This window comes from Hyphococcus aureus (assembly GCF_042643165.1).
GTDB classification, from domain to species: Bacteria; Pseudomonadota; Alphaproteobacteria; order Caulobacterales; family Parvularculaceae; genus Hyphococcus; species Hyphococcus aureus.
In genome coordinates this window covers 958,786-985,336 of record NZ_JBHRSH010000002.1, presented here as the reverse complement: position 1 = coordinate 985,336, position 26,551 = coordinate 958,786, and the positions used below count along the sequence as shown (strand labels likewise).

The window sequence follows — 26,551 nt, the reverse complement described above, 5'->3', positions numbered from 1 at the left end:
CACCGCGCCACCGCCATTATATTGGCGTTGAATGCGCGGATTAAAGGGTTAGATCGCCGTTTGCAACATCGCCCGGCGGCGTTGGACAGAAGAGGGAATATTCAATGTTTCCCGATACTTAGCAACTGTCCGGCGAGCAATATCCACGCCTTCCGAGCGCAAGATTTCGACAATCTTGTCATCCGAAAGGACCGTGTCCTTGGTCTCGGCCTCAATCATCTCCCGAATGCGGTGGCGGACCGCCTCTGCGGAGTGGGCCTCGCCCCCTGAGGAGGAGGCGATGGAGGCTGTGAAAAAGTATTTCAGTTCGAAAAGGCCGCGCGGCGTTGCGATATATTTATTCGAAGTCACACGCGAAACGGTCGATTCGTGCATTTCGATGGCGTCGGCGACAATTTTGAGATTAAGCGGGCGCAGATGTTTGACGCCATAGGCGAGAAACGCGTCCTGCTGGCGCACGATTTCACTCGCAACCTTCAGGATGGTTTGCGCGCGCTGATGCAGTGATTTTGCTAGCCAGTTGGCGCTGGCGAATTGCTCTGCAATGAAGTTTTTGTCTTTTTCATCTGCGCCGTTTACGGATGAAATCTCCGCGTAATAACGCTGATTAACGAGGATGCGAGGCAGGGTCTCACTGTTAAGTTCGACCTTCCAGCCGCCATCCTGAGACTTGGTGACGAAAACGTCCGGCGCAATCGCTTGAACTACCCCGCCGCCATAGGCGTAACCGGGTTTTGGCGTGAGGCCGCGTACTTCCGCGATCATGTCGCGCACGTCTTCTTCGTCCGCATCGGTCGCCTTCATCAGGCCTTTGAGATCGTTTTTAGCGAGAAGCTCAATGTTTTCTACAAACGCCTGCATCGACGGATCAAAACGATTGGCGTCAATCAGTTGAAGCTTCAGGCACTCCTTAAGATCGCGGGCGCCGACGCCAGACGGGTCGAAGGCCGTGATCATGGCGTGCGTTTTTTCCACGTCGGAAAGTTCAGCGCCAAGGCGGTCTGCAACGGTGGGCAGATCTTCGCGCAGATAGCCGGCCTCATCAATCATGTCGATGATATAGGCGCCGATGAAGAGTTGCATCGGGTCGCGTGTCGCGAGATGCAGCTGTTCCGTCAGGTGATCGGCGAGCGAGATTTCCTTTTTCAGTGTGGCGCCGAATTCCTGATCGCCATCGAGGCTGCGACCGGAAGACGCTGACGTCCAGTCATTAGGCTGATAATCGCCATAAGCAGCGTCGCTGCCGGAACTGTTGGGATCGACATCATCATATTCGACATCAAGCGAGTCGCGCGCTTCCTTGGCATCCGCCTGGTCGACTTCGCCAGTGCTTTGGGGAGCGCTTTCAGCGTCAGCGGATTTTTCACCGCGACGCTCAGCCGGGCCGTCGGACGGGGTTTCGTCACGCTCCAGAAAAGGATTTTCTTCGAGTTGTTCGGCGACATATTCCGACAGCTCGAGATTGGACAGTTGCAACAGCTTGATCGCCTGCTGCAATTGCGGCGTCATAACGAGCTGCTGTGATTGTCTGAATTCTAATCTCGGAGCTAACGCCACAATGCCCCCTTGTCCTTCCTTTACATCTGGAACCGGTCGCCGAGATAAACCCGGCGAACGTCTTTGTCGCCGACGATTTCGCCGGGCGCGCCTTCCAGAAGCACCTCGCCTTCATGAATGATGTAGGCGCGGTCGATGATGTCGAGAGTTTCGCGAACATTGTGGTCCGTAATCAGGACGCCAAGGCCGCGATCTTTAAGATGCGCCACCAGTTCGCGGATTTCCGCGATGGCGAGCGGGTCGATGCCGGCGAAAGGCTCGTCCAGCAGCATGAAGGACGGCGCCGTAGCAAGTGCGCGGGCGATCTCCACCCGGCGGCGTTCACCGCCCGAGAGCGCGATGGCCGGCGCATTGCGAATATGGGTGATGTGAAATTCGTTCAGAAGATCGTCGATGATCGTCTGCTGTTTGTCTTTGTTGCGTTCAACAAGCTCGACCACGGCGCGCAGATTTTGCTCTACGGTCATGCCGCGAAAGATTGAGGCTTCCTGCGGCAGATAGCCCACGCCGAGACGCGCACGCTGATACATGGGCAGGTTTGTCACATCATTACCGTCAATCATGATGCGGCCGCGGTCGGCAGGGATCAGGCCGGTGATCATGTAAAAACAGGTTGTCTTGCCGGCGCCGTTGGGGCCGAGAAGACCGACCACTTCGCCGCGCTTCACCGACATCGACACGCCCCGCACAACCGGGCGTCGCTTAAACGATTTGCCCAGATTCTCAGCCGCCAGCGCGCCGCCGCCCTCAATCACTTTGGGCTTCAGCTTCTGTGGCTTGGCGCTTTGCGCCGGAGAGGTGTCGTTTGTCGGTTCCATCTGGTCGCTCATTAAGCGCGTCTCTCTTTAAAGTTCAGTGAAGGCGTAGGATAATCGTTAACGGGTGTTCAGACTTGCCATTCTTTATGACTGTTCGTCATCCTTCCCGGTGAAAAACAGGCCGCGAATGCGTTTTCCGGCTTCAGGGGTAAACAAAACCTTACCGCTATCGATCCAGTAGGTGATTTTGCCTGCGGACATGACCTGCTTGCCCTGTGTGACAATGACGTTGTCGGTCATGACAATGGTGCGGGCTGCATTGTTGAAAACCGCGCGTTCGCCGGTGATCGCTTCCTCGCCATTGGAATAGCGCACGGAGCCGATGGCGGTGATGGTTTCGAAGTCGCCTTCATCGGTCAGCACCGCTTCAAGCCGCTCCGAGATCAGGATCGCGGGTCCCTGGACCACGCGGACATTGCCGGTCCAGACGGCGAGATTGTCCTGAAATTCAGCCGTGTCGCCGGTGATATCGATCGGTTCCTTGCTGTCGCCGGCGGCGATCAGCTGGGCGGCGCCCGGCGTCACGGTGCAAAGGAAAAAGGCGGCGGCTAAACAGATTTTTTGAATCATTGCGGCTTCTCGATGTCCACTTCTTTCAGCGCCGGCCGGCCAGTATCGGCGGCGTTATCGTCCGGCTTGGCTTCAGCATCCTTGGGATAGATGCGCATATGCACATTGCCCTCGAGGACCACGCGGCCCTCACCATTATAGGCTTTCATGCGTTCAGCGGTGAGTTCGCGGCCATTGGAGCCTTGGCCCTCGACGCCGGTGTCGCTAGTGACGACCTCATCCTTGATGGCGACCGTGGCGGTGGGCGTATGGAAGACATACACCTCCGATCCCACTTCATGTTGCAGCGTCACCTGATCCTCAAGCTCCAGAATATTCTGGTCGGATCGGTAAACGCCTTTGTCTGCGCTCACAACCGTGGAGCCGTTATTCTCGCCCTGCACGGCGTGGGGCCGGTCCAGCGTAACGACGTCTTTCAGATTTGTGTTCTGACGGGCCACATCCGCCGTGATCTCGAACGGCTTGCCCTTGTTATCGACCCCGGCGAAGCGTGGGCTCGCCATGCTCAGCTCTTCGGCTGTTGCATCAATATCCTTGAAATCGTCCAGGAATGCTTCGTCGGCTTTGTTGGATTGTGTGTTCACCAGCAAGGCGCCCACAAGAACGATGGCGAGGATTGGCAGTGCGATTCGCAGGCGTCGGACCATGCGCGAACGCGCGGCGGCCTGGTCGCCAGTGGTGCGCGCGCCTGAGGGCAGGCTGTCGAGGACGCGCCGCCGGGACGCGAGCTGCGTCGGCTCTGTCGGCCTTTTCTCATCGGTGACGAGCGTCGTCATGTCCGCGTGCGATTTCCTATGAATTCCAAGAGCTTCGTTGCGCCGCAAAAAAGTCCGCAGCGCCTCTCTTCATATAGTCGCGCGGCGGCCGGAGGGAAGCAAGAGGCGCAAATTTCCCTCTAAAAACCGGCGCTTTGGCGGGGAAATCTCAGGAGTGGGCGAAAATATCGACCTCAGGCCAGCCGGCGAGGTCCAGCGCCGCCCGGTTTGGCAGGAATTCGAAGCACGCTTCGGCGAGATCCGTCCGCCCCTCGCGGGCCAGCATGGCGTCCAGCTTTTCCCTCAAGGCGTGCAGGTGGAGGACGTCCGAGGCTGCATAGTCCACCTGGGCGTCGGAAAGCTGGTCGGCGCCCCAATCGGAGGATTGCTGCTGTTTCGAGATATCGACCCCGAGTAGCTCGCGGCAGACATCCTTGAGGCCATGCCGGTCCGTATAGGTGCGGCAGAGCTTCGAGGCGATCTTGGTGCAATAGACCGGCGCTGTGTCAACGCCGAGCCATTGCTTGAAGGCGGCGACATCGAAGCGTGCGAAATGAAAAAGCTTGAGGACTTTCGTGTCGGCGAGCAGGGCCTTGAGGCGCGGCGCGTCATAGGTCTTGCGGTCAAGCTGAACGAGATGCGCGTTACCATCGCCCGCTGAAAGCTGAACGACGCAAAGGGGGTCGCGCTGGGGGATCAGCCCCATGGTCTCTGAGTCGATCGCCACGACAGAACCGAGATTGAGGCCTTCAGGGAGATCGCCTTTGTACAGGTGGTTGGTCATCGCGTCTTTCTACTGTCTTTCATTCCTGTGGTCTTAGCCCCCGGGTCTTACCATTGTCGCCGGAATAGTGAAGGCCGGATTAAGACGCCTTGCGAACGATCACTGATCCGGCGGAATAGCCGGCGCCGAAGCCGCAGATGACGCCGATGTCTCCGGGCTGGAAATCGGCTTTATATTTATGGAACGCGATGATCGAGCCGGCCGAAGACGTGTTGGCGTATTCATCAAGAACAACGGGCGCTTCCTCCCGGGTCGCGTCGCGGCCGAGAACCTTCCTTGCAATGAATTCATTCATGGCGAGGTTCGCCTGATGCAGCCAGAAGCGTTTGACGCCCTCCGGGGCGACGCCGACATCGCTTAAATGCCCGGAAATCAGTTCGCTGACCATGGGCACGACCTCTTTGAAGACCTTGCGGCCTTCCTGCATGAACAGCTTGTCCGTTGCGGGATCGGTTTGCGGATCGGCGGGGGCGCCGGTTTCTCTTTCGCAGTGATTGAGAAAACCGAAATTGTTGCGGATGTTATTGGAGAATTTTGTTTTAAGGCGCGTGCCGAGAATCTCCCAGGTTTCGCCAGTCGCGGCGCCGTCATTACGTTCCAGGATCACCGCCGTCGCGACGTCTCCGAAAATGAAATGGCAGTCGCGGTTGCGGAAGTTCAGATGAGCCGAACAGATTTCCGGATTGACCATGAGGATGCGGCGCGCGCCGGCGCGGATAAGCCCGAGACCGGTTTCGATGCCGAACGTCGCCGAGGCGCAGGCCACATTCATGTCGAACGCAAAGCCGTCGATTCCCAATGCGTCCTGAATTTCAACGGCGATCGCCGGATAGGCGCGCTGCATGTTCGAGGCCGCGCAGATGACGCCGTCAATATCCTGCGGCTTGAGATCTGCAGCGCGCATGGCGTCGCGCGCCGCCGTGACGCCCATCTCCGCCAGTAGCGAGAGATCTTCATTCGGTCTCGGCGCGATATGCGGCGCCATCCGCGTGATATCGAGAATGCCTTCCTTGTCGACGACGAAGCGCGATTTGATGCCTGAGGCTTTTTCAATGAACTCAGGTGAAGATGGTTGTAGCGGCTCTACATCGCCGGCGGCGATGGCGTCCGCGTTTTTGTCGTTGAAGTCGGCGACATAGGCGTTGAGGGCGTCCACCAGCTCTTCATTCGAAATGGCGTGGGGCGGGGTGTATAGGCCGGTGGCGACGATACGCACGTCAGCGGCGGTGGAATGGGACATGAGGCGTTTCCGGAAAAGTTGTTTCCGGCAATTTGCGCCCATCCTACCTGCGGCGCAACCCGCCTTAGCGGGCGAGCTTCTGTACCGCTTTCCAGCGTGGACAGGCCGTTTCATGGTCATTGACCATGCCAACCGCCTGCATGAAGGCGTAGACGATGACCGGGCCGCAGAATTTGAAGCCAAGGCGTTTAAGCTCTTTCGCCATGGCCTCGCTTTCCGGCGATTTCACCTGATGATCGCGGTAGTTTTTCACCTTGTTCACTACAGGCGCGCCATCAACAAAGTCCCAGAGCAGGCCGGAAAAACCGTCCTGCTGTGTCTCCATAATGTCGAGATAGACCTTGGCGTTGCCGATTGCGGCATTGATTTTTGTTGAAGAGCGGATGATGCCCGCATCGCTCATCAACCGTTCGATTTTCTTCGGCGTATAGCGCGCGATCTTTTCCGGATTGAAGCCATCAAAGGCTTTGCGGAAATTATCGCGCTTATAGAGAATTGTGCGCCAGGATAATCCCGCCTGAAAGCCGTCCAGAATTAGCTTTTCAAAAAGCGCCCGGGCGTCATATTCCGGGACGCCCCATTCGGTGTCGTGATAATTGCGATAGACCTCGTCGTCGAGCGGCGCCCAGAGACAAGGTGCATTCGGGCTGGGGGCCTTGGCGCTAGCGGATCTGACCACGGAAAACCTCTGTTTCGTTTTCCGACAGGTAAAGCCGCCAGCTCCTGAAAATCAATATTGGAGAGTTAATATTCGAATGTCGGCATGGTGTCGAAGTCGGGCGCCATAATCAGACGGATCGCGCCGCCGCCATTGTCGACCATGAGCGACGTCATGTTGAGTGACACGAGCCGGTTGCCGAGCGCGCCGAGCCCGCCAACAGAAAGCACCGCCGTTTCAAAACGTCCCGGGTCGGCGAGAAGAATGTCGAACATGTCCGCGACCTTGTCACCGTTTTCATTGACGACAGGAGCGCCGATCAATTCCGACATGCTCATCAGATCGCCGGGATTGTCGATAACGCCGCCGGTCGGATGATAGGCTAGGGACTCGGTCATCTGGCGGAGTTCGCCGTCAGTCATATCGACAGTGACGGCGATATCGCCGTCGCCGCTGATAGCGAAAGCGAAACGGTCAGCGGTAATGGTTGCCGGCGCGCCGCCAAGCCCGAGAAAGGCGCCATCCTTCAAGACGACAGCGCGCAACAGGCCGTCAGAACTGAAGAGAAGATCGTCAATCGTGGCGATCGCCATGCGATCTTCGCCGCGAACGGATTCGCCGATGATGTTGCGAACCGTGAAGCCTTTTGCATTCGCCTGAGACAGCTCATTTTCAATGAAATCACCGGCGGAGTCTGCGGCTTCACTGGCGGCGGCGGAAATTTCTTCGCCAACGCGCGCGGCGCCTTCACCGACATCTTCAGCGCTTTCCTCGACAATTTCGCCGGTCTTCGGTTCATTCTCAACGGGCTCGTCCCGCGCACAGGCAACCGCCAGCGCAGAACTCGCTGCGAGCAAAATCACATATTTCATCCTGTTCCCCTGTAACAGCGCCCAAAGCGGGCTTCGTTACCCGAACAGAAAATCAGCCGGTTGGTTCCCTGAACGCCGGCTCAGATATGGTGAAAAAGCTTCAGCAGCCAGAAGATCAGGATAAGGATTTGCACCACGAAAAACGCAAAACGGAGAAAAACGAATAGCCGGTTTGTCGAGATCAGATGGGCGACGGATTGGGCGATGCGGGCGCCGAGAAACACATAAGCGAGACCATCGGTGAGCGCGGTCTGGTTCGTCGCAATGGCGTAGAGCAGCACCGCCGCGACAAGGCCGATATTCTCATAGCAATTGGCGTGGGCGCGGGTGAGGCGTTTGGCGAAGCCTTCCATATCGTCGCCGGAAGGAGCGAACGAGTTTGACGCGCGCTTGCCTTGCATCACGAGGGATGTGCGCACGAAAGCGAGACACAGGAGCAGCAAAATAAACCAGGATGCGTAAGCGAGCAGCGTTGTTGCGGTGGGTGTCATGACGGTTCCTCCTTATTGTTATGGTCGTCAGACGTCCCGGCGAGGCTACTCCGGTTTGAGATAGGCTGGAATTTCCAAAAGCAGTTCCTTGTCACCGCACATGACAGGGGTGCTTTCAGCCTTCGCCTTTTCCCAGCGGTCGAGCCTGATCTGGGCAAGGGCGGTCCCGTCAGCGCTGCTCGATATATCGCCAAGGGTCGAGGCGCCGGCGGTGACGGGCGCGCCTTTTGCAGGCGCGGCTCCGTCGAATTTTGCGATCAGGGTTCGCCGCCGGACATCGCCCTTGCGCTTCATTCGGCTTGAGACTTCCTGACCGATGAAACACCCTTTTTTGTAATTGACGCCATTCAGGACGTCATAATTGACGTCGGTGAGAAAGACTTCGTCGCCGCCAAAGTCTTTGCCGAATTCCGGAACGTCGAGTGCAATGCGCCGCCGGTCATAGACGCTATCCGCCGCCGGCGTTTCATTCGTCATGAAGGCGCGCCAGCCAAGTCCCGCATGACGAGGGTCAGGGAAGCCGCCTTCGAATTCTTCCGCACTCACCGCAACAGAACGCTCCGCCAAAATCTCAAAACTGACTTTGGCGCGGAGTTTATAAAGGCTGAGGCGCTTCACTAATGCGTCGGCGGCGGCGCTATCGCAATCAATCAGCAGGGCGTCGCCTTCCGCGGCGATGAGGAAATCAAAAAGAATTTTTCCCTGCGGCGTCAGCAGCGCAGAAAATATCGCCGGCTCGGCCTTCAGCCTCTCCACATCTTGTGTAACGATCCCTTGAAGAAAAGAGTATCGGTCTTCGCCGGAGAGGCGAATGACGGTGCGGTCGGGAAGGGATGCGGGTATGGTCATAGGCGAGGCATGTAAGGGGCTTTCGCCAATAATCAAAGGGGCTCTTGTGCGGGCCTCGCCCCCCGGCCTACAAGGCGGGCCATTGCGGAACATAAAGCGAAGGAGAGCGGTGTGACGGACCGTCTCGTACTACGCCGGCCCGATGACTGGCATGTGCATTTGCGCGACGGCGCCATGCTCGAAACGGTGGTGAACTACACCGCGCGCCAGTTTGGGCGCGCGATTGTCATGCCCAACCTGGCGCCGCCGGTGACAACGGTGGACGCCGCTAAGGCCTATCGCACACGCATTCTGGCGGCCACGGCGAAGGGACTCGATTTCACGCCGCTGATGACCTGTTATCTGACGGATACGCTTGACGCCAAAGAGGTTCAGCGCGGTCACGAGAGCGGCGTTTTCACAGCGTGCAAACTATACCCGGCCAACGCGACCACGAATTCGAGTTTCGGCGTCACCGACATTTCAAAAATATACACCGTTTTGGATGTCATGCAGACTATCGGCATGCCGTTGCTTGTGCATGGCGAAGTCACCGACCGGGATGTTGACATCTTCGATCGCGAAGCGGTTTTCATCGAGCGGGTCATGAAGCAAGTCGTGGCAGACTTTCCCGAGCTCAAGGTGGTGTTCGAACATATCACAACATCCGACGCGGTCGATTTTGTCAGCGCCGGCGGCGCCAATATTGCGGCGACGATCACGCCGCATCATTTGCATTTCAATCGCAACGCTATCTTCGAGGGCGGCATTCGTCCGCATAATTACTGCCTGCCGGTGGCGAAGCGCGAAAAACATCGGCTCGCGCTGCGCCGCGCGGCTGTTTCCGGGTCGCCAAAATTCTTTTTGGGCACAGATTCAGCGCCTCATACTACGAGCGCCAAGGAGGCCGCCTGCGGCTGTGCGGGCGTTTTCAATGCGCCTTTCGCCATTGAAAGCTATGCGGCGACCTTTGAAGAGGAAGGCGCACTCGACAAGCTGGAAGCCTTCGCCTCCGAATATGGTCCGCGCTTTTACGGCCTGCCGCTGAATGACGGCGAACTTGTCCTCGAGCGTAAAGAAACCCTGGTCCCGGATCATCTGGGGTCTGGCGACGCACAGCTCACTCCCTTTATGGCGGGCAAGAAGCTCAACTGGAGGCTTTGCGACGCTGACGCCTGATCAGTCCGTCGTCGGCGTTATCACATAAGGTGAGTTTGCGAAGGCGTCGTCTTCCTGTTCCTGACGCAAGGCTTGGGTCAGGCGCGCGACAATGACGTCGCCTTGAGCGGCGCGGCTGGCGGCGTAGTCGCGTGCGCGCCGGTCGCAACCCGGATAGCGTCGCTGGGCGTCGCGATATCCCTGATTGAATCCCTGAACGAGCGCTTCGCGTTCAGCGTCCTGGGGCTCTTCGAGTTCGAGAAGTTTTTGCATGCGTTCGCGCCAGACATCGGCCTCGAATTGCGGCTCGCAGGTGCGCCGAAGATGATGCATCTCGCCGAACAGCGTTGCGAGTGCTGTAAGATCGCGCTGGCGCTGTTGATAGGTTTCAAGATCCTGCGCCGCGGCGACGGAAATCAACCCCGTCGCAAGGGACGCGATCAGCACAGCAATTAAACGTCGAACAGTCATGGCGGTCCTATCTACCAGAAATATAGCCGGATTATGACCGGGTGAGAGCCCCGGCGCGCCATTGCGCGGCGCGGTCCATGGCCCTGCGCGTTGTATCCCAGGAAATTCGGGCCTTGGCCTCCTCGAAGGGGACAAATTCCGCAGCTTCCGCATCATCGCCGGGGCGCGGCTCGCCGGAGACCCACTCGGCCACATAGTCGATCATGATGTAATGCGGCGCGCCGTCCGCCGCCGGCAGGCTCTCAAAGACGTCGAGCAGGCCCACAACCCTGATCTCGACGCCGGTTTCCTCGCGGACTTCGCGGGCGACAGCGTCATGCAGGGGTTCGCCATATTCGATTTTGCCGCCGGGGATCGACCACTGGCCTTTCAGGGGCTCGCGCCCGCGCCGAATCACAAGCGCCTCATCGCCGCGAAAAACGACGGCGCCAACACTGGCGAAGATTTTTTCCCGGCCGGTCATGATTTTCCTTATAGTTTGGTCATGTGCGGACGGTTCTACCTCAAATCGACCCCGGCGGAAGTCGCGACGCATTTCGGCGTCGATGTGCGCGACAATTTCCCGCCGCGCTACAATATCTGTCCGACCCAGCCGGTGGCGACGATCCATATCGGGCCGCGGCGCGCCCGCGAATATTCGCTCATGCGTTGGGGCTTCGTGCCGTCCTGGGCGAAGGGGGAGTTCCTTGAAAATCTCGCCAAGCGCCCGCTCATCAATGCGCGCAGTGAAACGGTCCATGAGAAGGCGAGTTTCAAAAACGCCTTTCGCCGCCGGCGTTGCCTGATCCCTGCTGACGGTTTTTACGAATGGCAGGCGCGGCCCGCCAAAGCGAAACAGCCTTATGCTATCCACAAACGCAAAGGCGGCCTCATTGGCCTTGCCGGGATTTGGGAGACGGTTGTCGACCCTGATGGCGGCGAGATGGATACGCTGGCAATCCTCACAGTAGGGGCGGGGCAGGATATGAAAAACATTCACAGCCGCGAGCCCGTGGTGATCGCGCCGCAATCCTACAATCTCTGGCTCGAAGCGGACGAACGCGACATGGCGAGCCTCGAAGGCCTCATCACGGCGGCGCCCGAAGGCTACTGGTCGGCGCATCCTGTTTCGACGGAGGTCAACTCTCCGCGTCATGACGGCCCGCATCTGATTGAGCCGCTGGCGGCGTAGAAGGCGATGTGGCGCAGCGCCGTCATTTTCGGCTCGTCTGCGTAGTTTTGTCCCGCATGATTGCTGGTCTGTAGCCGCGTGTGGCGCCATTTGGACGATTGTGCTCGCGCCCATGGAGGGGCGCGGGGCGGCGTTTTGATCAGTCGAGTTTTTGCGAACGGCAAGGGTCATAACGCATCACTATAAGGCCGTCTGAAAAGTGGTGAAAACTTATCCACGGGTTCCAGTTTGGCCTTATACTACGGCCCGCAGCCGTTCGGTGTGGCAGCTATAGGCGCACCAATTTCTAGCGAAACAAGACGCTAAGTATTTCTCAGCCTCAGGCAGTGGCGCCCCCACACTGCGTGCTAAAAGCACCTATCAATCATCGTCGATTAATTTCTGTATATTTTTGTATTTGGACTGTGGAACAAAAGCTATTCTTTTTGGCCGGTTGTAAGCGTCATGTTCAAAATCAATAGTTGAATAGTCATGGATCCAAGGAGCAATAAAACTCTGTGATGCGAGATCTGAATTAGTTTGTGTAAAAAGCTCTGTGCAAAGATTTTGATTGAGGTCACCTAGGACGTTGATGGAATCAAAGTCATTCTGCAAGGAATTGTAGGTACTATCATCCAGCGGAACTAACATTGTTCGTGTCGAAGTCAGGTGATTTCGAAAGCGTACTGCATCGTCACTCAAGCCCTTAAGTGGATCAAAATCTGTAACTGGCTCAGCGTTCTCAAAGACTTCACGGACGGATGTTGCTGCCCCAGCAAACAAGGTGACCGCCAGTAAATTACCAAAATCTTTCAGTCCCATACCTATCTCCCTCTATCAAAGCTCTAGCTTATTCCTGAGCGGAATACTTGGCGGGTCAACAATTTAAGTAGTCCTACAGATACATAAAAGGGGACCAAGAGTAAACGATATGCGGCAGCCCATGCTGCGCCAACTGTGCGTTGATCAGGCGCAAAATCTGAGTTCATGTCATAGAAAATGTTTAGAAGTACCCACAAACTCCAATCAGACGGCCAAAGCTTGAGCGCTTTTAAAGTCTCATAGAATGAATATTCAACAAACTCTTTCAGCTCTATCGGCTGTGACCCTCCTGAATGGCCGGCTGCAAATAGCAAAATAGTCGAAATTTCGTACAATAGGAATATGCCGCTTAAGTATAGAATTGTGAATGATGATATGTTTAAGAAAGAAAGCCTTTTTCTGTTTAATGGCCGGAGAATGAACCTGCTTAGCAAAACTACGATTGCAATTGCTACAAGTCCAGCTATGGCGAATGTTGTAGGTTCGTAAGATCCCGGACGAACTTGAAGGTTCGACCAATACAAAAGTGCGGAGAACAGCGCTGGAGTCAGGATAGCAGCAACAAGTTGAAACATAACTAGAATTCCCCTCGTCTAATTGCCAAACGACTTTCCCATTAACTCAAAGAGATAGCCAACGTCTAGCTTTCAAATGTCTTGGAAATAACAATTCGTAGCGATGAGATCAGAGATGATGCAGAGCTAATATTGTTTGCTGAGAGTTTGGCGAGTACAAATTACGACCTGTGCCTCCGGCCTCACCAGCTTCAAGCTGCCCGACAGTTCGAGGCTAAATCGCATCGCTTCCGGTTTTGCCTTATACTACAGCCCGCCGCCGTTACTTTCGTTTTTTCTTCTCGCCGAGAACGGATGCGAGAAGGCCCGGATACAGTTTGTCGAGATCGCCGCGCCGGAGCGAGTTCATATGCGCCGCACCTTCGGTCTCAGTGAAAACGACGCCTGACTCGCGCAACACGCGAAAGTGATGGGACATGCTGGATTTTGGCCGTCCGCCATCGAGGGCGGCGCAACTGGCTGGGCCGTCCATTGCGAGCTGGCGCACTACATCAAGGCGCACAGGATCGCTCAGCGCATAGAGCACCCGCGTCAGCTCGATGTCTTCCCGTTTCGGATGTTTATAGGTTCTCATCCCTTGACCCTTAGCACAGGGTGATTATGTTTCGGTAGTTCGATAATACTCGAACAATAGAACACATAAGGTTGCGGCCTTAAAATATCAATGAATGAAAGCGAATAGAGGTACTCCATGGCGTCCTTGTTTGAGCCAATCACCCTGAAAAACATCACTCTCAAAAATCGAGTCGCCGTCTCTCCCATGTGCCAATATTCGGCCGCGGACGGGCTGATCAATGACTGGCATCATGTTCATCTGGCCGGACTTGCCCGTGGCGGCGCGGGTCTTGTCATCGCAGAGGCAAGCGCCGTCTCCCCGGAAGGACGCATCACGCCGGAAGACGCGGGGATTTGGGCCGATGAGCAAGCCGATGCGTTTCGTCCGGCGGTTGATGCGATCAAGAAAGCGGGCGCAGCGCCCGGCATTCAGATCGCTCATGCCGGCCGCAAGGCGAGCGCCAACCGGCCGTGGGAAGGCGACGATCATATCCCCCTCGACAATCCGCGCGCATGGCCGATCATCGGTCCGTCGCCGATTGCGCAGGGCGGCGGTCTTTCCCGTATTCCGGAGGAAATGAGCAAAGACGACATTCTTCGCGTGCAGCAGGATTTCGTTGCGGCGGCGCAGCGCGCGCTTGATGCGGGCTTTGAATGGCTCGAATTGCATTTCGCTCATGGTTACCTCGCGCAGAGTTTTTTCTCGCGTCACGCCAATCAGCGCACGGATGAGTATGGCGGCTCCTTTGAAAATCGCATCCGCTTTCTGAAAGAAACCTTTGCAGCGGTTCGGGAAGTCTGGCCCGATGATCTTCCGCTGACGGCGCGTCTCGGCGTCATCGAATTCGACGGACAGGACGAGGAAACGCTGGCGGAATCAATCGACCTGATCCGCAGGCTGAAAGCAGGGGGGCTTGACCTGATTGACGTCAGCATGGGTTTCACCGCCGGAGACGCGAACATCCCATGGGGCCCTGCCTTCATGGCGCCTTTTGCAGAAAGGGTGCGGCGCGAGGCGGATATTCCTGCGGCGACGTCCTGGTATATTTCAGATCCAAAGCAGGCGGATGAGCTGATCCGCGCCGGCGCCGTCGATCTTGTCATGTTGGGCCGGCCGCTGCTCGCCAATCCCCATTGGCCTTATGACGCGGCGCGCACGCTCGGTGTTGAAGACTCGGCCTGGACCTTGCCCGCGCCTTACGCGCACTGGCTTTCTCGATATCGCGCAGGGTAGCGTCGCAGCGATCTAAATCGCGTCCCGACCGGTTTCGCCGGTCCGGATGCGTACGGCGTTTTCAACCGGGGAGACAAAAATCTTGCCGTCGCCGATGCGCCCTGAATGAGCTGCGGTCTTGATCGCCTCGACTGCGCGGTCGACCTGTGCGTCATCCAGAACAAGTTCGATTTTCACCTTGGGCAGGAAGTCGACGACATATTCCGCACCGCGATAAAGCTCCGTATGCCCCTTTTGCCGGCCAAAGCCGCGCACATCGGTCACGGTCATGCCTTGAAGACCTTGCTCTTGCAGCGCCTCCTTCACATCGTCGAGTTTGAACGGCTTGATGATGGCTTCGATTTTCTTCATGGCGTTTATCAGCGCTTTCGTTTTCTGAACGTTCATCCGGGACCGGCGTCTGGAACGGGCATTTTGAACGGACCGGAAGTTTGCTAGACCTTTTTACACCAGATTGTTGAAATCGAAAGGCGGCTACCCCTCGTGAACCCTTATCTTGTGCTCTCCGCCGAAGAAATGCGTGCGGCGGAAAAGGCCGCCATGGACGCCGGAACCGCTTCCGCCGCGCTGATGGAGGCTGCGGGCGACAAGGCCGCAGAACTGATCCAGCGGGCCTGGTCGCGTCGCCCGGTCGCGGTCATTTGCGGTCCCGGCAATAATGGCGGCGATGGTTTCGTGGTAGCGCGCGAACTGGCAAGCGCGGGCTGGCCGGTGCGGGTGGGCCTGATCGGCCAGCGAGAAGCGCTTCAGGGCGACGCCAAGCTGATGGCCGATCTTTATGACGGCGAGATCGCACCGTTTTCGCCAGCTCTGCTCGAAGGGGCGGGGTTGATCGTCGATGCGATTTTCGGAACGGGTCTGGCGCGCGACGTTGAAGGAGAGGCGAAGGCGGTGATTGAGGCGATGAATGCGAACCCTGCGCCGGTTTTCGCCATTGACCTGCCGTCGGGCGTCAACGCCGATACGGGCGCCGTCATGGGAACAGCGGTGCAGGCCAACCGCACCATTACGTTTCATGCGCGCAAGCCGGGGCACTTGTTGTTTCCCGGACGCGCGCTCTCCGGCGCGATCGACATTGCCGATATCGCGATCAGCGACGAAGCGACAATGAAGGCGGGTGTAGCGACATTCGAAAATCATCCGGCGCTTTGGGGCGCATTGTTTCCCCGGCCTCGCTGGGGCGGGCATAAATATTCACGCGGGTCGGTGATGGCTGTCTCTGGCGGGCCGCTCAATACGGGCGCTATCAGGCTTGCGGCGGAGGGGGCGCTGCGTATCGGCGCGGGGCTCGTTACCGTATTATCGCCGTCGGAAGCAGGGCCCGTGCATGCGGCGCATCTGACCGCGATCATGTTGCGCCTGTCGGACAATGCCGAACATCTTGCCGCGCATCTGAAAGACGCCGAGCGCATTTCCATGTGTGTTGTCGCCGGTCCGGCGAACGGCGTTGGCGCGAAGACAAAAGACAATGTGCTGGCGGTTTTGAACAGCAAGGCGGGCGCCGTTTTAGACGCTGATGCGCTGACGAGCTTTGCCGATGATGCAACGGCGCTGTTTGCCGCGTTACGCCCTGATGATGTGCTGACGCCGCATATGGGGGAGTTCGCCCGCCTCTTTCCCGAAGAGATCAAGCTGCTGGAACGGGGGGCGGGCAAGCTCGCCATGGTCCGCGCCGCAAGCGAAAAGGCCGGGTGCGTTGTTGTCCTCAAGGGCGCGGACACAGTCATCGCCGCCCCGCCAACTGGGGCTGGCGCGCGGGTCCTCATCAACTCCAATGCGCCGCCGGACCTCGCCACAGCCGGGGCGGGGGACGTGCTCGCCGGTTTCATCGCCGGGCTCAGAGCGCAAGGCATGGATGGTTTCGCGGCCGCCGGCGCCGGCGTCTGGATCCATGGAGCCGCCGGTCAGGTCGCGGGACCGGGCCTCATCGCCGAGGATCTGCCGGGCGCCGTGCCAGCCGTTCTGCGCCAGCTTTTTGCGCCGCCGCAGCAGCCGAAGCCGGCCGCAGAGCCTGATCAGCAAGGGGCGGCCCAGCAATGAGCGCAGTCTCCGTCAGGCGCGCGGAGCGGTCCGACCTTGAGGCGATAACGGCGCTCTATAATCACTTCGTGGAAACGACGGCGGTGACGTTCGATGTCGGCGCCTTCACCGCCCTGGAGCGCGAGCCGTGGTTCGCGCAGTTTTCGGAGGCGGGTCCCCACCAGCTTTTCATAGCGGAACGAGAAGGGGCGTTCGCCGGTTATGCAGGCTCCATGGCCTTCAAGGCCAAGAAAGCCTATTCGACCTCGGTTGAGACAACGATTTATGTCTCGCCCGAGGCGGGCGGCCGCGGCGTTGGCCGGGCTCTTTATGAGCGCCTTTTCTCGGCCCTCGCCGAGGAAGACCTGCACCGGGCCTATGCGGGCGTCGCCCTGCCGAATGAGGTCTCGATCCGGTTCCATGAACGCTTCGGATTTCGGGAGATCGGGACGTTCCGGGAGGTGGGCCGGAAATTTGGCCGTTATCACGACGTGATGTGGCTGGAAAAACGGCTCTCCTAGGGTTTTCCGCCTCCCGTAAGATTCGCTGTGGAAGCTGGTTGGGCGTGAGAAAACCCGCGAAATAAAAAACCGGGTGAATTTCGTCGGATTTGGCCCGGGAATCGGAGCGGCGACGCCTCGACAGCGCGAGTTTCTCTGCTATAGAAGCGCGCTCGTGATGGGGGCCGCCGCAGCTGCGCCGGCCCGCTTTTGCTATCGCGCCGAAATTCGCGGATGTGGCGGAACTGGTAGACGCACCAGATTTAGGTTCTGGCGCCGAGAGGCGTGGAGGTTCGAGTCCTCTCATCCGCACCAAGCTTCGCCTTCGCCAGGCGCCCGACCGATGAGACGAACAGGCCATCCGGCCCAATGAGAGACGAGACAAAAATGGAAGTCATTGAGAAAAGCGCCGAAGGGCTCGACCGCAAGTTTCAGGTGAAGGTCTCCGCCGAGGAGCTCGACAAGAAACTTGTCAGCAAGCTTCAGGAAGTGAAAGGCCGCGTTCAGCTGAAAGGCTTCCGCAAAGGCAAGGCGCCGATTTCCCATCTCAAAAAGCTATACGGCAAAGGGATGATGAGCGAGATCATTCAGGACATTGTCACGGAAACCTCGCAGAAAGCGTTTTCCGAGCGTGACCTTCAGCCGGCGATGCCGCCGCGCCCGGAGCTGACATCCAAAATTGACGATGTGATCGAAGGCAAGGCCGATCTTGAATATGATCTGCACGCCGAGATCCTGCCAAACTTTGATCCCATGGACGTTTCGACGCTCAAGCTGACCCGTCCGGTCGCTGAGGTTCCCGAGGCCGACATCGACGAAGCGCTTTCCAAAATCGCCGCCCAGCAAGTGAGCTATAAGGCGCGCGGCAAGACCGCCAAAGCCAAAGAAAAAGATCAGGTTCTGATCGATTTCGTCGGCAAGATCGACGATGTTGAGTTTGACGGCGGCAAGGGCGAAGGCTTTGAGCTGGTGCTCGGCTCGGGCCAGTTCATTCCGGGCTTTGAAGACCAGCTTATCGGCGCCAAGACCGATGACGATGTGGAAGTGAAAGTCACCTTCCCGGAAGAATATCACGCCAAGGATCTGGCTGGCAAAGAAGCTGTCTTCGATGTCAAGGTTCACGAAGTGCGCGCGCCGGAAGATGTGGCGGTCGACGATGAACTCGCCAAGAAAGTCGGTCTTGAAAGCCTCGATGATCTGAAAAAACGCATCAAGGAACGCCTTGAGGCCGACCATAAAGATATGTCGCGCAGCCATTTGAAACGCACGCTGCTCGACAAGCTCGATGAAGCTCACGACTTCGATCTGCCGCAGGGCATGGTCGATGGCGAGTTCGAGCAGATCTGGCGTCAGGTGGAATCCACCGAGCGCGATGAAGAAGACAAAGACAAAACCGACGAAGAGCTGAAAGAAGAATACCGCAAGATCGCCGAACGCCGCGTGCGTCTCGGTCTGGTGCTCGCGGAAATCGGCAAACGCGCCGAGGTGAAAGTCCCCTCAGAAGAGCTTCAGCAAGCGATCCAGCGTCAGGCGATGCAGGAAGCGCAGTATATGCAGATGCAGGGACAGAACATTTCGCCGCAGGAAGTGCTGCAATTCTATCAGAAAAATCCGCAAGCCATTCAGCAGGTGCGTGCGCCGCTGTTTGAGGAAAAAGTCGTCGATTACATCATCGAACGCGCCACAGTGACCGACAAAACCGTCAGCAAGGAAAAGCTGATGGAAGAGCCGGACGGCGATCTCTAGGGCGATTTGACGCCTCGCGTTGATCAGGAGCCTACGGCTCTGTTATTCTGAAGATCAGGAGCGGCGGCGAGAGCCGCCGCTTTTTTCAGAATGGAACGCCGCCATGGGAGGCGCGCATGCTCAGTCTTGAGGACATCCTGGCGCCTGTCGGCCGAGAGCGTTTCTTTGCGGAGTATTATCGCAAGAAGCCGCTTCATCTTCCGGCGGCAGGCGCGCGCGCCGACATATTCTCTGTCGCCGATCTTGACCGGCTGGTGTCGCAGGCGTCGCTCTGGACCGAACAGACCCTGAAAATGTGGGTCGATCGCGCGCCCGTTCCGCAAGATCAAATTTTCGCTTCGGTGCAGTCGTTGGAAGGCGTGGTGCGCCGCCCGGACCCGGCGCGGGTCGAGGCCCAGTTCGCGCGCGGCGCGTCGATCGTCCTCAATGAAACCGAAAATACGACGCCTTCCTTGCGCGCTGTCGCCAATGTGCTGGAAGAGGCGTTTCTAGGCTTCGCGAGCGCAAATATTTATTGCTCGCGCGGCGGGCGCCAGGCGTTTGACAGCCATTATGACGATCACGAGGTTTTTGCGTTTCATATCGCCGGCGAGAAGACCTGGCGGGTCTATGAGGGCCGCATTGACAATCCCGTGGGCCAGCCGTCGCAGCGCCCGAACCTTCAGGAGATGCATAACAAGGCGAAGGGCAAGATTCTGTTCGAGCAGGTCATGCGCCCCGGCGATCTCATGTATATGCCGCGGGGGCAGTATCACGACGCGCTCGCCGGCGCCGGGCTGAGCCTGCATGTCACTTTTTCTGTCTTCCCGATGAACGGCCTCGCCTTGTTCAATCTGATGGAGGCGGCCTCGATCCGCGACAGCCTGTTTCGTGACGACCTGCCGAACCCGGACCTGCCCGGCGGACGCGAAGCGCTCGCCGAAAGGCTGAAGGCGCTCGGCGCCCGGCTGGCGGCGCTGGCTGGCGATCCCGGCTTTCTCAATCACGTCGCGGCGGCCCAGCGCGGGCGGGTTCGCCGCCGTCACGAGGCCTCGCTCTCGGCGGCAAGCGAAAGCGAGGACGGTTAATCCGGCGTTTACGCTGCCCGATGCGGGACGCCGGAGGCGGCCCTCGCGATTTTGATGCGTCAGATCATTCCGGTTTCGGAACAGAAGCAATCAATTCCTTGCATTTTCAAAAGAATAACCCTCGCTTAAGCGGGACGCGCTAGGGTGCGCAAAATGAGGGCTGGCGCCGCGGCGCAAAGCCCCCATCTTAAGGAAGATTTTTAACCGGAAGGACCCGCCCAACGTCTTCCGGAACAGTTGAGAAACAGGCCGCTACGGCGACAAGACGCTTAAGGAAGGATGTCGATGAAAGACCCCCTGGATATTTACATGAATACGCTCGTTCCCATGGTGGTCGAGCAGTCGAGCCGGGGCGAGCGCGCCTACGACATCTATTCGCGCCTCCTGAAAGAGCGGATCATCTTCCTTTCCGGGCCGGTCCACGACCAGGTTTCGACCCTGATCATCGCCCAGCTTCTGTTCCTGGAAGCTGAGAACCCGAAAAAAGAAATCGCCTTTTATATCAACAGCCCGGGCGGATCGGTCTCGGCCGGCCTCGCGATGTATGACACCATGCGCTATATCCGCCCGGCGGTCTCCACCATGTGCGTCGGGATGGCCGCCTCCATGGGCTCGCTCCTGCTTTGCGCTGGGGAAAAAGACATGCGGTTCTCGCTGCCCAATTCCCGGATCATGGTCCACCAGCCGTCAGGCGGCTTCCAGGGCCAGGCCTCTGATATTGAGCGCCACGCCCAGGATATCATCAAGATCAAGCGCCGGCTGAACGAGATTTATGTCCATCACACCGGCCAATCCTATGAAACTATTGAGAAAACCCTCGATCGGGACCACTTCATGGACCCCGAAGAGGCGGTTTCCTTCGGGTTGATTGACAAAGTGTTGAACGAGCGAGGCGCCCCGGAAGAGTCGTAAGGCGCGGAAAATTCACCATATCCGTTAAGTCAAAGGGGAAATGGTTCCTTGATTGGTTCAGGCGGAATATGGTCCTATGGCGGATGGGTCTCGATGACCTTGGCGCCGATCGTGCAGCTAGGCGGGTATAGGCGACGGGACGGGATCGCCTTTCGCGCGCTTGGTGCGCAGTTGAGATAATGAAGGGCGTTGCCTCGTAAGGGATTTCGGGCGCGGCGCTGACGAAGGAGTGCGGTTATAGTGAGCAAGATCGGCGGCAAAAGCAGCGGCGGTGACGGGAAAAACACCCTTTACTGCTCATTCTGCGGCAAGAGCCAGCACGAGGTCAGGAAACTGATCGCGGGCCCGACGGTGTTTATCTGCGATGAATGCGTTGAGCTTTGCATGGACATCATCCGCGAAGAATCGAAATCGTCGCTGGTCAAGGCCACTGACGGCGTTCCGAGCCCCCAGCAAATTCACAAGGTTCTTGACGATTACGTCATTGGCCAGAAACAGGCGAAGCGCGTTCTCGCCGTCGCGGTGCACAACCACTTCAAGCGTTTGAACCACGCAGCGAAAAACAACGATGTTGAACTCGCCAAGTCGAACATCCTGCTGATCGGTCCTACGGGGTCGGGCAAGACGCTGCTCGCGCAGACGCTGGCCCGTATTCTCGATGTGCCGTTCACCATGGCCGATGCAACGACGCTGACCGAAGCCGGCTATGTCGGCGAGGATGTTGAAAACATCATCCTGAAGCTCCTGCAGTCGGCCGACTACAATGTCGAGCGCGCGCAGCGCGGCATCGTCTATATTGACGAGGTCGACAAGATTTCGCGCAAGTCCGACAATCCCTCGATCACCCGCGACGTATCGGGTGAGGGCGTGCAGCAGGCGCTGTTGAAGATCATGGAAGGCACTGTCGCCTCCGTGCCGCCGCAGGGCGGGCGCAAACATCCGCAGCAGGAATTCCTGCAGGTCGATACGACGAACATTCTGTTCATCGTCGGCGGCGCCTTTGCGGGTCTTGAAAAAGTCATCGCCGGTCGCGGCCAGGGCTCTTCCATCGGCTTCGGCGCCGAAGTGAAAAGCGAAGACGACCGCCGCATTGGCGCGATCCTCCAGGAAGTCGAGCCCGAAGATCTTCTGAAATTCGGTCTCATTCCTGAATTTGTCGGTCGTCTGCCGGTCATCGCCACTCTCGAAGATCTCGATGAGAGTGCGCTGATCCAGATCCTGACGACACCGAAGAACGCGCTCATCAAGCAGTATCAGCGTCTGTTCGAGATGGAAGACGTCAAGCTGACCTTCACCGACGACGCCAAAGCGGCGATTGCGCGTCGCGCGATCCTGCGCAAGACCGGCGCCCGCGGCCTGCGTTCAATCATGGAGGGCATCCTCCTCGATTCGATGTTCGAACTGCCGACGCTGGAAGGCGTTGTGGAGGTTGTCGTCAATGGCGAGGTTGTCGATGGCAACGCCACGCCGCTCTACATTTACGCCGATCGCGACAAGGAAGCGATGGAAGCGGACGCGAGCGCTTAAACTGGCAATCGGCCGTTTTGGTAAAATTCAGGCGCCGCCCCCCATCAAGGGGCGGCGTTTTTCTTGGATTTTGAGGAAAAACAGCGCCTTCCGGCTTACTTGAAATTGCGTCAAAGACCGCCACATTAACTGCGTATTCGCAGCCGTTGTCTTATGGTGGCGATGAGCCTTTTTTCCTGCCGCCAGTTCCTTCATACAAAGGTGATTTCGGTGACAGGCGCGGCGGCTTTCATAAAGCGTTGCGCAAAAGGGCGAACCGCCGCCCAATGTTGAGACGGGCGCGAGAAGTCCGGCGTGCGCCACCAGCCCAGGAAAGGGCGAATGGGCGCGCCTTCAAGGAGTGATTGATGAGCGAGACCGTAACCTATCCTGTGCTGCCGCTGCGCGACATTGTCGTGTTTCCAGGCATGATCGTTCCCCTGTTCGTGGGACGTGAGAAATCCGTGACGGCGCTCGAAAACGTCATGCAGAACGACAAGAAAATTCTGCTTGTGGCGCAAAAAGACGCCAGTGACGACGACCCGGAAGTCGAAGACATTTACGATGTCGGCGTCATCGCGTCGGTGATGCAGCTTTTGAAATTGCCCGACGGCACCGTTAAAGTGCTTGTCGAAGGCGAAGCGCGCGCCACCATTGAAAATTATGTCCGCACCGATGACTATTTCGAGGCGGAGGCTTCCTACCTTGCAGAAGGTGAGAGCGAAGAAGCTGAACTTGAAGCGCTGTCACGCTCCGTCGTTTCGCAGTTTGAATCCTATGTGAAGCTCAACAAGCGCGTGCCGCCGGAAGTGATCGTCTCGATCAGCCAGATCGATGAATATGCGAAACTGGCGGACACCGTCGCTTCGCATCTCAATATCAAGATCAACGAAAAGCAGGAGCTTCTTGAAATCGCCGGCGTCGCCGAGCGGCTGGAGCGCGTCTACGCCCTGATGGAAGGGGAGATGAGCGTTCTTCAGGTTGAGAAGAAAATCCGCAATCGCGTCAAACGCCAGATGGAGAAGACGCAGCGCGAATATTATCTCAATGAACAGATGAAAGCGATCCAGAAGGAGCTTGGCGAGACCGATGACGGCCGCGACGAGCTTTCCGAGATCGAAGACAAAATCAAAAAGACCAAGCTGTCGAAAGAAGCCCGCACCAAGGCTGAGGCGGAGCTGAAAAAGCTGCGCCAGATGAGCCCCATGTCGGCGGAATCGACCGTTGTCCGCAACTATCTCGACTGGATCACCTCGATCCCGTGGAATAACCGCTCCAAGGTGAAAACCGATCTCGCCAAGGCAGAAGAGGTGCTCGACGTCGATCACTATGGCCTTGAAAAGGTCAAGGAGCGCATCGTCGAATATCTCGCCGTGCAAAAGCGGATGAACAAGCTCAAAGGCCCGATCCTTTGTCTCGTCGGTCCTCCGGGCGTCGGCAAGACCTCTCTGGGCAAGTCGATCGCGGAAGCGACCGGCCGCGAGTTTGTGCGTGTGTCGCTTGGCGGCGTGCGTGACGAAGCGGAGATCCGCGGTCACCGGCGCACCTATATCGGCTCGATGCCGGGCAAAATCATCCAGTCCATGAAGAAAGCGAAGAAGTCGAACCCGCTTTTCCTCCTGGACGAGATCGACAAGATGGGCCAGGACTTCCGCGGCGATCCGGCGTCGGCGCTTCTCGAAGTGCTCGATCCCGAACAGAACGCCACTTTTGCGGATCACTATCTCGAAGTCGATTACGATCTGTCCGACGTGATGTTCATTACGACGGCGAACTCGCTCAACATGCCGCAACCGCTTCTCGACCGGATGGAGATCATCCGTATTCCGGGCTACACGGAAGATGAGAAGCTGCAGATCGCACGCCGGCATTTGATCCCGAAACTCATGGAAAACCACGGGTTGAAGGAAGGCGAGTGGTCCATCGATGATGCGGGCCTGATGTCGCTGATCCGCCATTACACCCGCGAAGCGGGCGTTCGGAACCTTGAGCGCGAACTCTCCAAACTCGTGCGCAAGGCGGTGCGAGACCTTGAAACCGGCGCCGCGACAAGCGTTGCGGTGACAGCGGACAATCTTGGCGATTACGCTGGCGTGCAGAAATACCGTCATGGCGAGATTGACCGCGAAGATCAGGTTGGCGTTGTGACGGGCCTCGCCTGGACCAGCGTCGGCGGTGAAATTCTCACCATCGAAGGCGTCAAAATGCCCGGCAAGGGCAAGATGACCCCGACGGGCAATCTGAAGGACGTGATGAAAGAATCCGTCTCGGCGGCGTCCTCTTACGTTCGCAGCCGCGCGACGGCCTTTGGCATTGAACCGCCGGTCTTCGACAAGACCGACATTCACATCCACGTTCCCGAAGGCGCGACTCCGAAAGACGGGCCGTCGGCTGGCGTCGCGATGGCGACCGCCATCGTCTCCGTCCTTACCGGCGTGCCGGTGCATAAGGATATCGCCATGACCGGCGAGATCTCCCTGCGCGGGCGTGTGCTCGCTATTGGCGGCCTGAAGGAAAAGCTCCTCGCGGCGCTGCGTGCGGGGGTTAAAACCGTCCTGATCCCGGAAGAGAACGAGAAAGACCTCGCCGACATTCCGGACAATGTGAAAGAGGGCCTCAAGATCATCCCGGTCGGGACGGTGGATGAGGTGCTGGCGCATGCGCTGACACAAAAGCTTACGCCCATCGAATGGAGCGAGCCGGTGGAAGAGCCGGCCCCGTCTTCAGAGGCTGGCGACGGCGCCTCTGTGGTCACTCATTAAGAGGCGTTTTCCGCCCCAAAACGAATCGGCGGCCCCCGAAAGGGGGCCGTTTTTCGTTGGAACCCCTTGTTTTGCGGGCTTTTTCGCTTTTGCGAACAAAAAAGCAATAAATGAATAAGGGAGCAAAATCAGAGGGTTAACCTCTATGGGGAAAGGAAACCCTTATTTTACGCCATTTTTCCTTGGCTTTGGCCTCGCGACGGCGAGTAAAACCCTCGCAGGTCGACAGTTTTCAACTCCCGAAACAACGGAAAGGCCGGAGGAATGAACAAAAACGAATTTATCGATCGTGTCGCCGACATGGCGGACATGAGCAAAGCAGAAGCAGGCAAGGCGGTGGACGCAGTCTTTGACGCCATCACCAACGCCCTCAAGGCTGGTGATGATGTCCGCCTCGTGGGCTTCGGCACCTTCTCAGCCGCTCAGCGCAAGGCTCGTGAGGGCCGCAATCCGCGCACGGGTGAAACGATCCAGATCCCGGCGTCTATCCAGCCGAAATTCTCGGCCGGCAAGGGCCTGAAAGACGCGCTGAACTAGGGCGCGCCTTGATCATTGATTTCAAAACGCCGGCGGGCTTTATCACCCGCCGGCGTTTTGTTTTGGGCAGGTGATTGAATCTCGTGCGATCCTGCTTTAGGAGGAGCGCCCCGCGCGCAAGCATCGCTGGCGCGACAGGGGAAGGGCGGTTAGCTCAGCTGGTAGAGCATCTCGTTTACACCGAGAGGGTCGGCGGTTCGAACCCGTCACCGCCCACCATTATTCCTCCAGACAAAAGCTGTTGCGATTTTCGGCGCTGACGCGGCGCCTTGCGCCGGTTTAGCAAAAATTGGCGTCTCTGGAGTGTCAACACGTTAACCTTTGTCGTCCGACACTGGCCTCCTGGCGTTGAGGAGTTTTGCGGTGTTCGTTGAAAAACTCGGATATTATGGAATTGCGGCGGGCGCGGCCGCGTTGCTGCTTGCTGTGGTTCATTTCTGGGCCGGGCCCTTTGCGCCTCAACCATCTCTTGAAACGACAGTCGCTCAGAGCGCCGTTGAAATTCGCGACGCGACGGTAAGGGCGCTGCGCGGCGAAACGGTTCAGGAGAAAAAAATAGCCGAGTGGGATGTTGATAAAACCATTCAGGTGATTGTTGCGCTATGCGCCGGACTTGCGATTATTCTTTCCGTTGTCGGGTTTGTCAGGCGCGAACCAAAACGCCGGGTGCTCGCCGGGGCCATGTTGGGCGTCGGGGCGATCACCTTTCAATTCGTCACCTGGTTTGCGATTGCGCTGCTCGTCGTCATCCTGATATCCGCCGTGTTGCAGAATTTTGACGGCCTGATCGATCTGGGATAGCTGCGGCTAAATCGATACTCTCTACATAGGAATTGCCTCAATCGCCGCGTAGCGAATAACAAAACGGCGCGCCTGTAGGCCTCACCACGGTTCCGGTCTGGCAGGTTCGCCAGATTCAATCCGGCAATGTGTGTAGCCAGAACAAAAATTCAGGCATTTGATG

The 26,551-nt window shown here is 57.9% G+C and carries 28 protein-coding genes and 2 tRNA genes; 14 read left to right on the top strand and 16 right to left on the bottom strand.

Annotation, left to right across the window (positions count from 1 at the left end):
- Positions 1 to 48 precede the first annotated feature (48 nt).
- The 10 genes from rpoN to ygfZ form a co-directional block, all read right to left on the bottom strand.
- The gene (rpoN, locus tag ACFOOP_RS17670; protein ID WP_379882480.1) at positions 49 to 1,557 is read right to left on the bottom strand and encodes an RNA polymerase factor sigma-54; all 1,509 of its coding nucleotides are present in this window, start codon (positions 1,555 to 1,557) and stop codon (positions 49 to 51) included.
- Positions 1,558 to 1,577: 20 nt separating this feature from the next.
- A complete protein-coding gene (lptB, locus tag ACFOOP_RS17665; RefSeq protein ID WP_379882479.1) occupies positions 1,578 to 2,387 on the bottom strand; it encodes an LPS export ABC transporter ATP-binding protein in 810 nt (269 codons plus the stop codon).
- Between the two features lie 72 nt (positions 2,388 to 2,459).
- A complete protein-coding gene (locus ACFOOP_RS17660; RefSeq protein WP_379882478.1) occupies positions 2,460 to 2,945 on the bottom strand; it encodes an LptA/OstA family protein in 486 nt (161 codons plus the stop codon).
- Entirely contained in the window at positions 2,942 to 3,721 is a 780-nt protein-coding gene (gene lptC / locus ACFOOP_RS17655) for an LPS export ABC transporter periplasmic protein LptC (RefSeq protein ID WP_379882477.1), read from the bottom strand. Before lptC ends, ACFOOP_RS17660 begins: the two co-directional genes overlap by 4 nt.
- A 148-nt stretch (positions 3,722 to 3,869) precedes the next feature.
- Positions 3,870 to 4,484, bottom strand: a complete 615-nt coding sequence (locus tag ACFOOP_RS17650) for a ribonuclease D (RefSeq protein WP_379882476.1) — start codon at positions 4,482 to 4,484, stop codon at positions 3,870 to 3,872.
- Between the two features lie 79 nt (positions 4,485 to 4,563).
- On the bottom strand, positions 4,564 to 5,724 hold the full coding sequence (locus ACFOOP_RS17645; protein ID WP_379882475.1) for a beta-ketoacyl-ACP synthase III: 1,161 nt from the start codon (positions 5,722 to 5,724) through the stop codon (positions 4,564 to 4,566).
- A gap of 64 nt (positions 5,725 to 5,788) precedes the next feature.
- The gene (locus tag ACFOOP_RS17640; protein WP_379882474.1) at positions 5,789 to 6,403 is read right to left on the bottom strand and encodes a DNA-3-methyladenine glycosylase I; all 615 of its coding nucleotides are present in this window, start codon (positions 6,401 to 6,403) and stop codon (positions 5,789 to 5,791) included.
- Between the two features lie 65 nt (positions 6,404 to 6,468).
- Positions 6,469 to 7,254: a PRC-barrel domain-containing protein gene (locus ACFOOP_RS17635; protein ID WP_379882473.1), complete on the bottom strand. Its 786-nt coding sequence runs from the start codon at positions 7,252 to 7,254 to the stop codon at positions 6,469 to 6,471.
- An 80-nt stretch (positions 7,255 to 7,334) separates the two neighbouring features.
- A complete protein-coding gene (locus tag ACFOOP_RS17630; RefSeq protein ID WP_379882472.1) occupies positions 7,335 to 7,745 on the bottom strand; it encodes an MAPEG family protein in 411 nt (136 codons plus the stop codon).
- 45 nt (positions 7,746 to 7,790) lie between these two features.
- A complete protein-coding gene (gene ygfZ, locus ACFOOP_RS17625; RefSeq protein ID WP_379882470.1) occupies positions 7,791 to 8,594 on the bottom strand; it encodes a CAF17-like 4Fe-4S cluster assembly/insertion protein YgfZ in 804 nt (267 codons plus the stop codon).
- 111 nt (positions 8,595 to 8,705) lie between these two features.
- Between ygfZ and pyrC the strand changes: the two genes are divergently transcribed.
- Positions 8,706 to 9,752, top strand: coding sequence for a dihydroorotase (gene pyrC / locus ACFOOP_RS17620; protein WP_379882469.1), 1,047 nt, complete (start codon positions 8,706 to 8,708; stop codon positions 9,750 to 9,752).
- Here pyrC and ACFOOP_RS17615 read toward each other — a convergent pair whose 3' ends face one another.
- Together ACFOOP_RS17615 and ACFOOP_RS17610 are read right to left on the bottom strand one after the other, a co-directional pair.
- Entirely contained in the window at positions 9,753 to 10,202 is a 450-nt protein-coding gene (locus ACFOOP_RS17615; RefSeq protein ID WP_379882468.1) for a TIGR02301 family protein, read from the bottom strand.
- A 31-nt stretch (positions 10,203 to 10,233) separates the two neighbouring features.
- Positions 10,234 to 10,665, bottom strand: coding sequence for an NUDIX hydrolase (locus tag ACFOOP_RS17610; RefSeq protein ID WP_379882467.1), 432 nt, complete (start codon positions 10,663 to 10,665; stop codon positions 10,234 to 10,236).
- Positions 10,666 to 10,686: 21 nt separating this feature from the next.
- Here ACFOOP_RS17610 and ACFOOP_RS17605 point away from each other — a divergent pair, with 21 nt between their 5' ends.
- Positions 10,687 to 11,373, top strand: a complete 687-nt coding sequence (locus ACFOOP_RS17605) for an SOS response-associated peptidase (RefSeq protein WP_379882466.1) — start codon at positions 10,687 to 10,689, stop codon at positions 11,371 to 11,373.
- A gap of 360 nt (positions 11,374 to 11,733) precedes the next feature.
- Here the strand turns inward: ACFOOP_RS17605 and ACFOOP_RS17600 are convergent, their stop codons facing one another.
- From ACFOOP_RS17600 to ACFOOP_RS17590, 3 genes are all read right to left on the bottom strand, one after another.
- On the bottom strand, positions 11,734 to 12,174 hold the full coding sequence (locus ACFOOP_RS17600) for a hypothetical protein (RefSeq protein ID WP_379882465.1): 441 nt from the start codon (positions 12,172 to 12,174) through the stop codon (positions 11,734 to 11,736).
- Positions 12,175 to 12,197: 23 nt separating this feature from the next.
- Positions 12,198 to 12,749: a hypothetical protein gene (locus tag ACFOOP_RS17595; protein WP_379882464.1), complete on the bottom strand. Its 552-nt coding sequence runs from the start codon at positions 12,747 to 12,749 to the stop codon at positions 12,198 to 12,200.
- A gap of 262 nt (positions 12,750 to 13,011) precedes the next feature.
- Complete coding sequence (locus ACFOOP_RS17590) at positions 13,012 to 13,323, bottom strand: ArsR/SmtB family transcription factor (RefSeq protein WP_379882463.1); 312 nt, start codon at positions 13,321 to 13,323, stop codon at positions 13,012 to 13,014.
- A 117-nt stretch (positions 13,324 to 13,440) separates the two neighbouring features.
- Here ACFOOP_RS17590 and ACFOOP_RS17585 point away from each other — a divergent pair, with 117 nt between their 5' ends.
- Complete coding sequence (locus tag ACFOOP_RS17585; protein WP_379882462.1) at positions 13,441 to 14,538, top strand: NADH:flavin oxidoreductase/NADH oxidase; 1,098 nt, start codon at positions 13,441 to 13,443, stop codon at positions 14,536 to 14,538.
- 12 nt (positions 14,539 to 14,550) lie between these two features.
- Here the strand turns inward: ACFOOP_RS17585 and ACFOOP_RS17580 are convergent, their stop codons facing one another.
- Positions 14,551 to 14,889 (bottom strand): P-II family nitrogen regulator, encoded by a 339-nt coding sequence (locus tag ACFOOP_RS17580; RefSeq protein WP_379882911.1) that lies wholly within the window; start codon positions 14,887 to 14,889, stop codon positions 14,551 to 14,553.
- A 132-nt stretch (positions 14,890 to 15,021) separates the two neighbouring features.
- Between ACFOOP_RS17580 and ACFOOP_RS17575 the strand changes: the two genes are divergently transcribed.
- The 11 genes from ACFOOP_RS17575 (at position 15,022) to ACFOOP_RS17525 (ending at position 26,388) form a co-directional block, all read left to right on the top strand.
- Complete coding sequence (locus tag ACFOOP_RS17575) at positions 15,022 to 16,578, top strand: NAD(P)H-hydrate dehydratase (protein WP_379882461.1); 1,557 nt, start codon at positions 15,022 to 15,024, stop codon at positions 16,576 to 16,578.
- Positions 16,575 to 17,078: a GNAT family N-acetyltransferase gene (locus ACFOOP_RS17570; protein ID WP_379882460.1), complete on the top strand. Its 504-nt coding sequence runs from the start codon at positions 16,575 to 16,577 to the stop codon at positions 17,076 to 17,078. The genes ACFOOP_RS17575 and ACFOOP_RS17570 overlap by 4 nt, the downstream gene beginning before the upstream one ends.
- Positions 17,079 to 17,287: 209 nt before the next feature.
- A tRNA-Leu gene (locus ACFOOP_RS17565) sits at positions 17,288 to 17,372 on the top strand.
- Positions 17,373 to 17,426: 54 nt separating this feature from the next.
- The gene (tig, locus tag ACFOOP_RS17560) at positions 17,427 to 18,803 is read left to right on the top strand and encodes a trigger factor (RefSeq protein ID WP_379882459.1); all 1,377 of its coding nucleotides are present in this window, start codon (positions 17,427 to 17,429) and stop codon (positions 18,801 to 18,803) included.
- A 116-nt stretch (positions 18,804 to 18,919) separates the two neighbouring features.
- Positions 18,920 to 19,870 carry a JmjC domain-containing protein gene (locus tag ACFOOP_RS17555; protein WP_379882457.1) on the top strand — a complete coding sequence of 317 codons (951 nt, stop codon included), beginning with the start codon at positions 18,920 to 18,922 and terminating at the stop codon, positions 19,868 to 19,870.
- Between the two features lie 285 nt (positions 19,871 to 20,155).
- A complete protein-coding gene (locus tag ACFOOP_RS17550; RefSeq protein WP_379882456.1) occupies positions 20,156 to 20,782 on the top strand; it encodes an ATP-dependent Clp protease proteolytic subunit in 627 nt (208 codons plus the stop codon).
- Positions 20,783 to 21,022: 240 nt separating this feature from the next.
- Entirely contained in the window at positions 21,023 to 22,309 is a 1,287-nt protein-coding gene (gene clpX / locus ACFOOP_RS17545; protein ID WP_379882455.1) for an ATP-dependent Clp protease ATP-binding subunit ClpX, read from the top strand.
- A 347-nt stretch (positions 22,310 to 22,656) separates the two neighbouring features.
- Complete coding sequence (lon, locus tag ACFOOP_RS17540; RefSeq protein WP_379882454.1) at positions 22,657 to 25,050, top strand: endopeptidase La; 2,394 nt, start codon at positions 22,657 to 22,659, stop codon at positions 25,048 to 25,050.
- Positions 25,051 to 25,314: 264 nt separating this feature from the next.
- Entirely contained in the window at positions 25,315 to 25,587 is a 273-nt protein-coding gene (locus ACFOOP_RS17535) for an HU family DNA-binding protein (protein WP_379882453.1), read from the top strand.
- 143 nt (positions 25,588 to 25,730) lie between these two features.
- A tRNA-Val gene (locus ACFOOP_RS17530) sits at positions 25,731 to 25,806 on the top strand.
- A gap of 144 nt (positions 25,807 to 25,950) precedes the next feature.
- On the top strand, positions 25,951 to 26,388 hold the full coding sequence (locus ACFOOP_RS17525) for a hypothetical protein (RefSeq protein ID WP_379882452.1): 438 nt from the start codon (positions 25,951 to 25,953) through the stop codon (positions 26,386 to 26,388).
- Positions 26,389 to 26,551 lie beyond the last annotated feature (163 nt).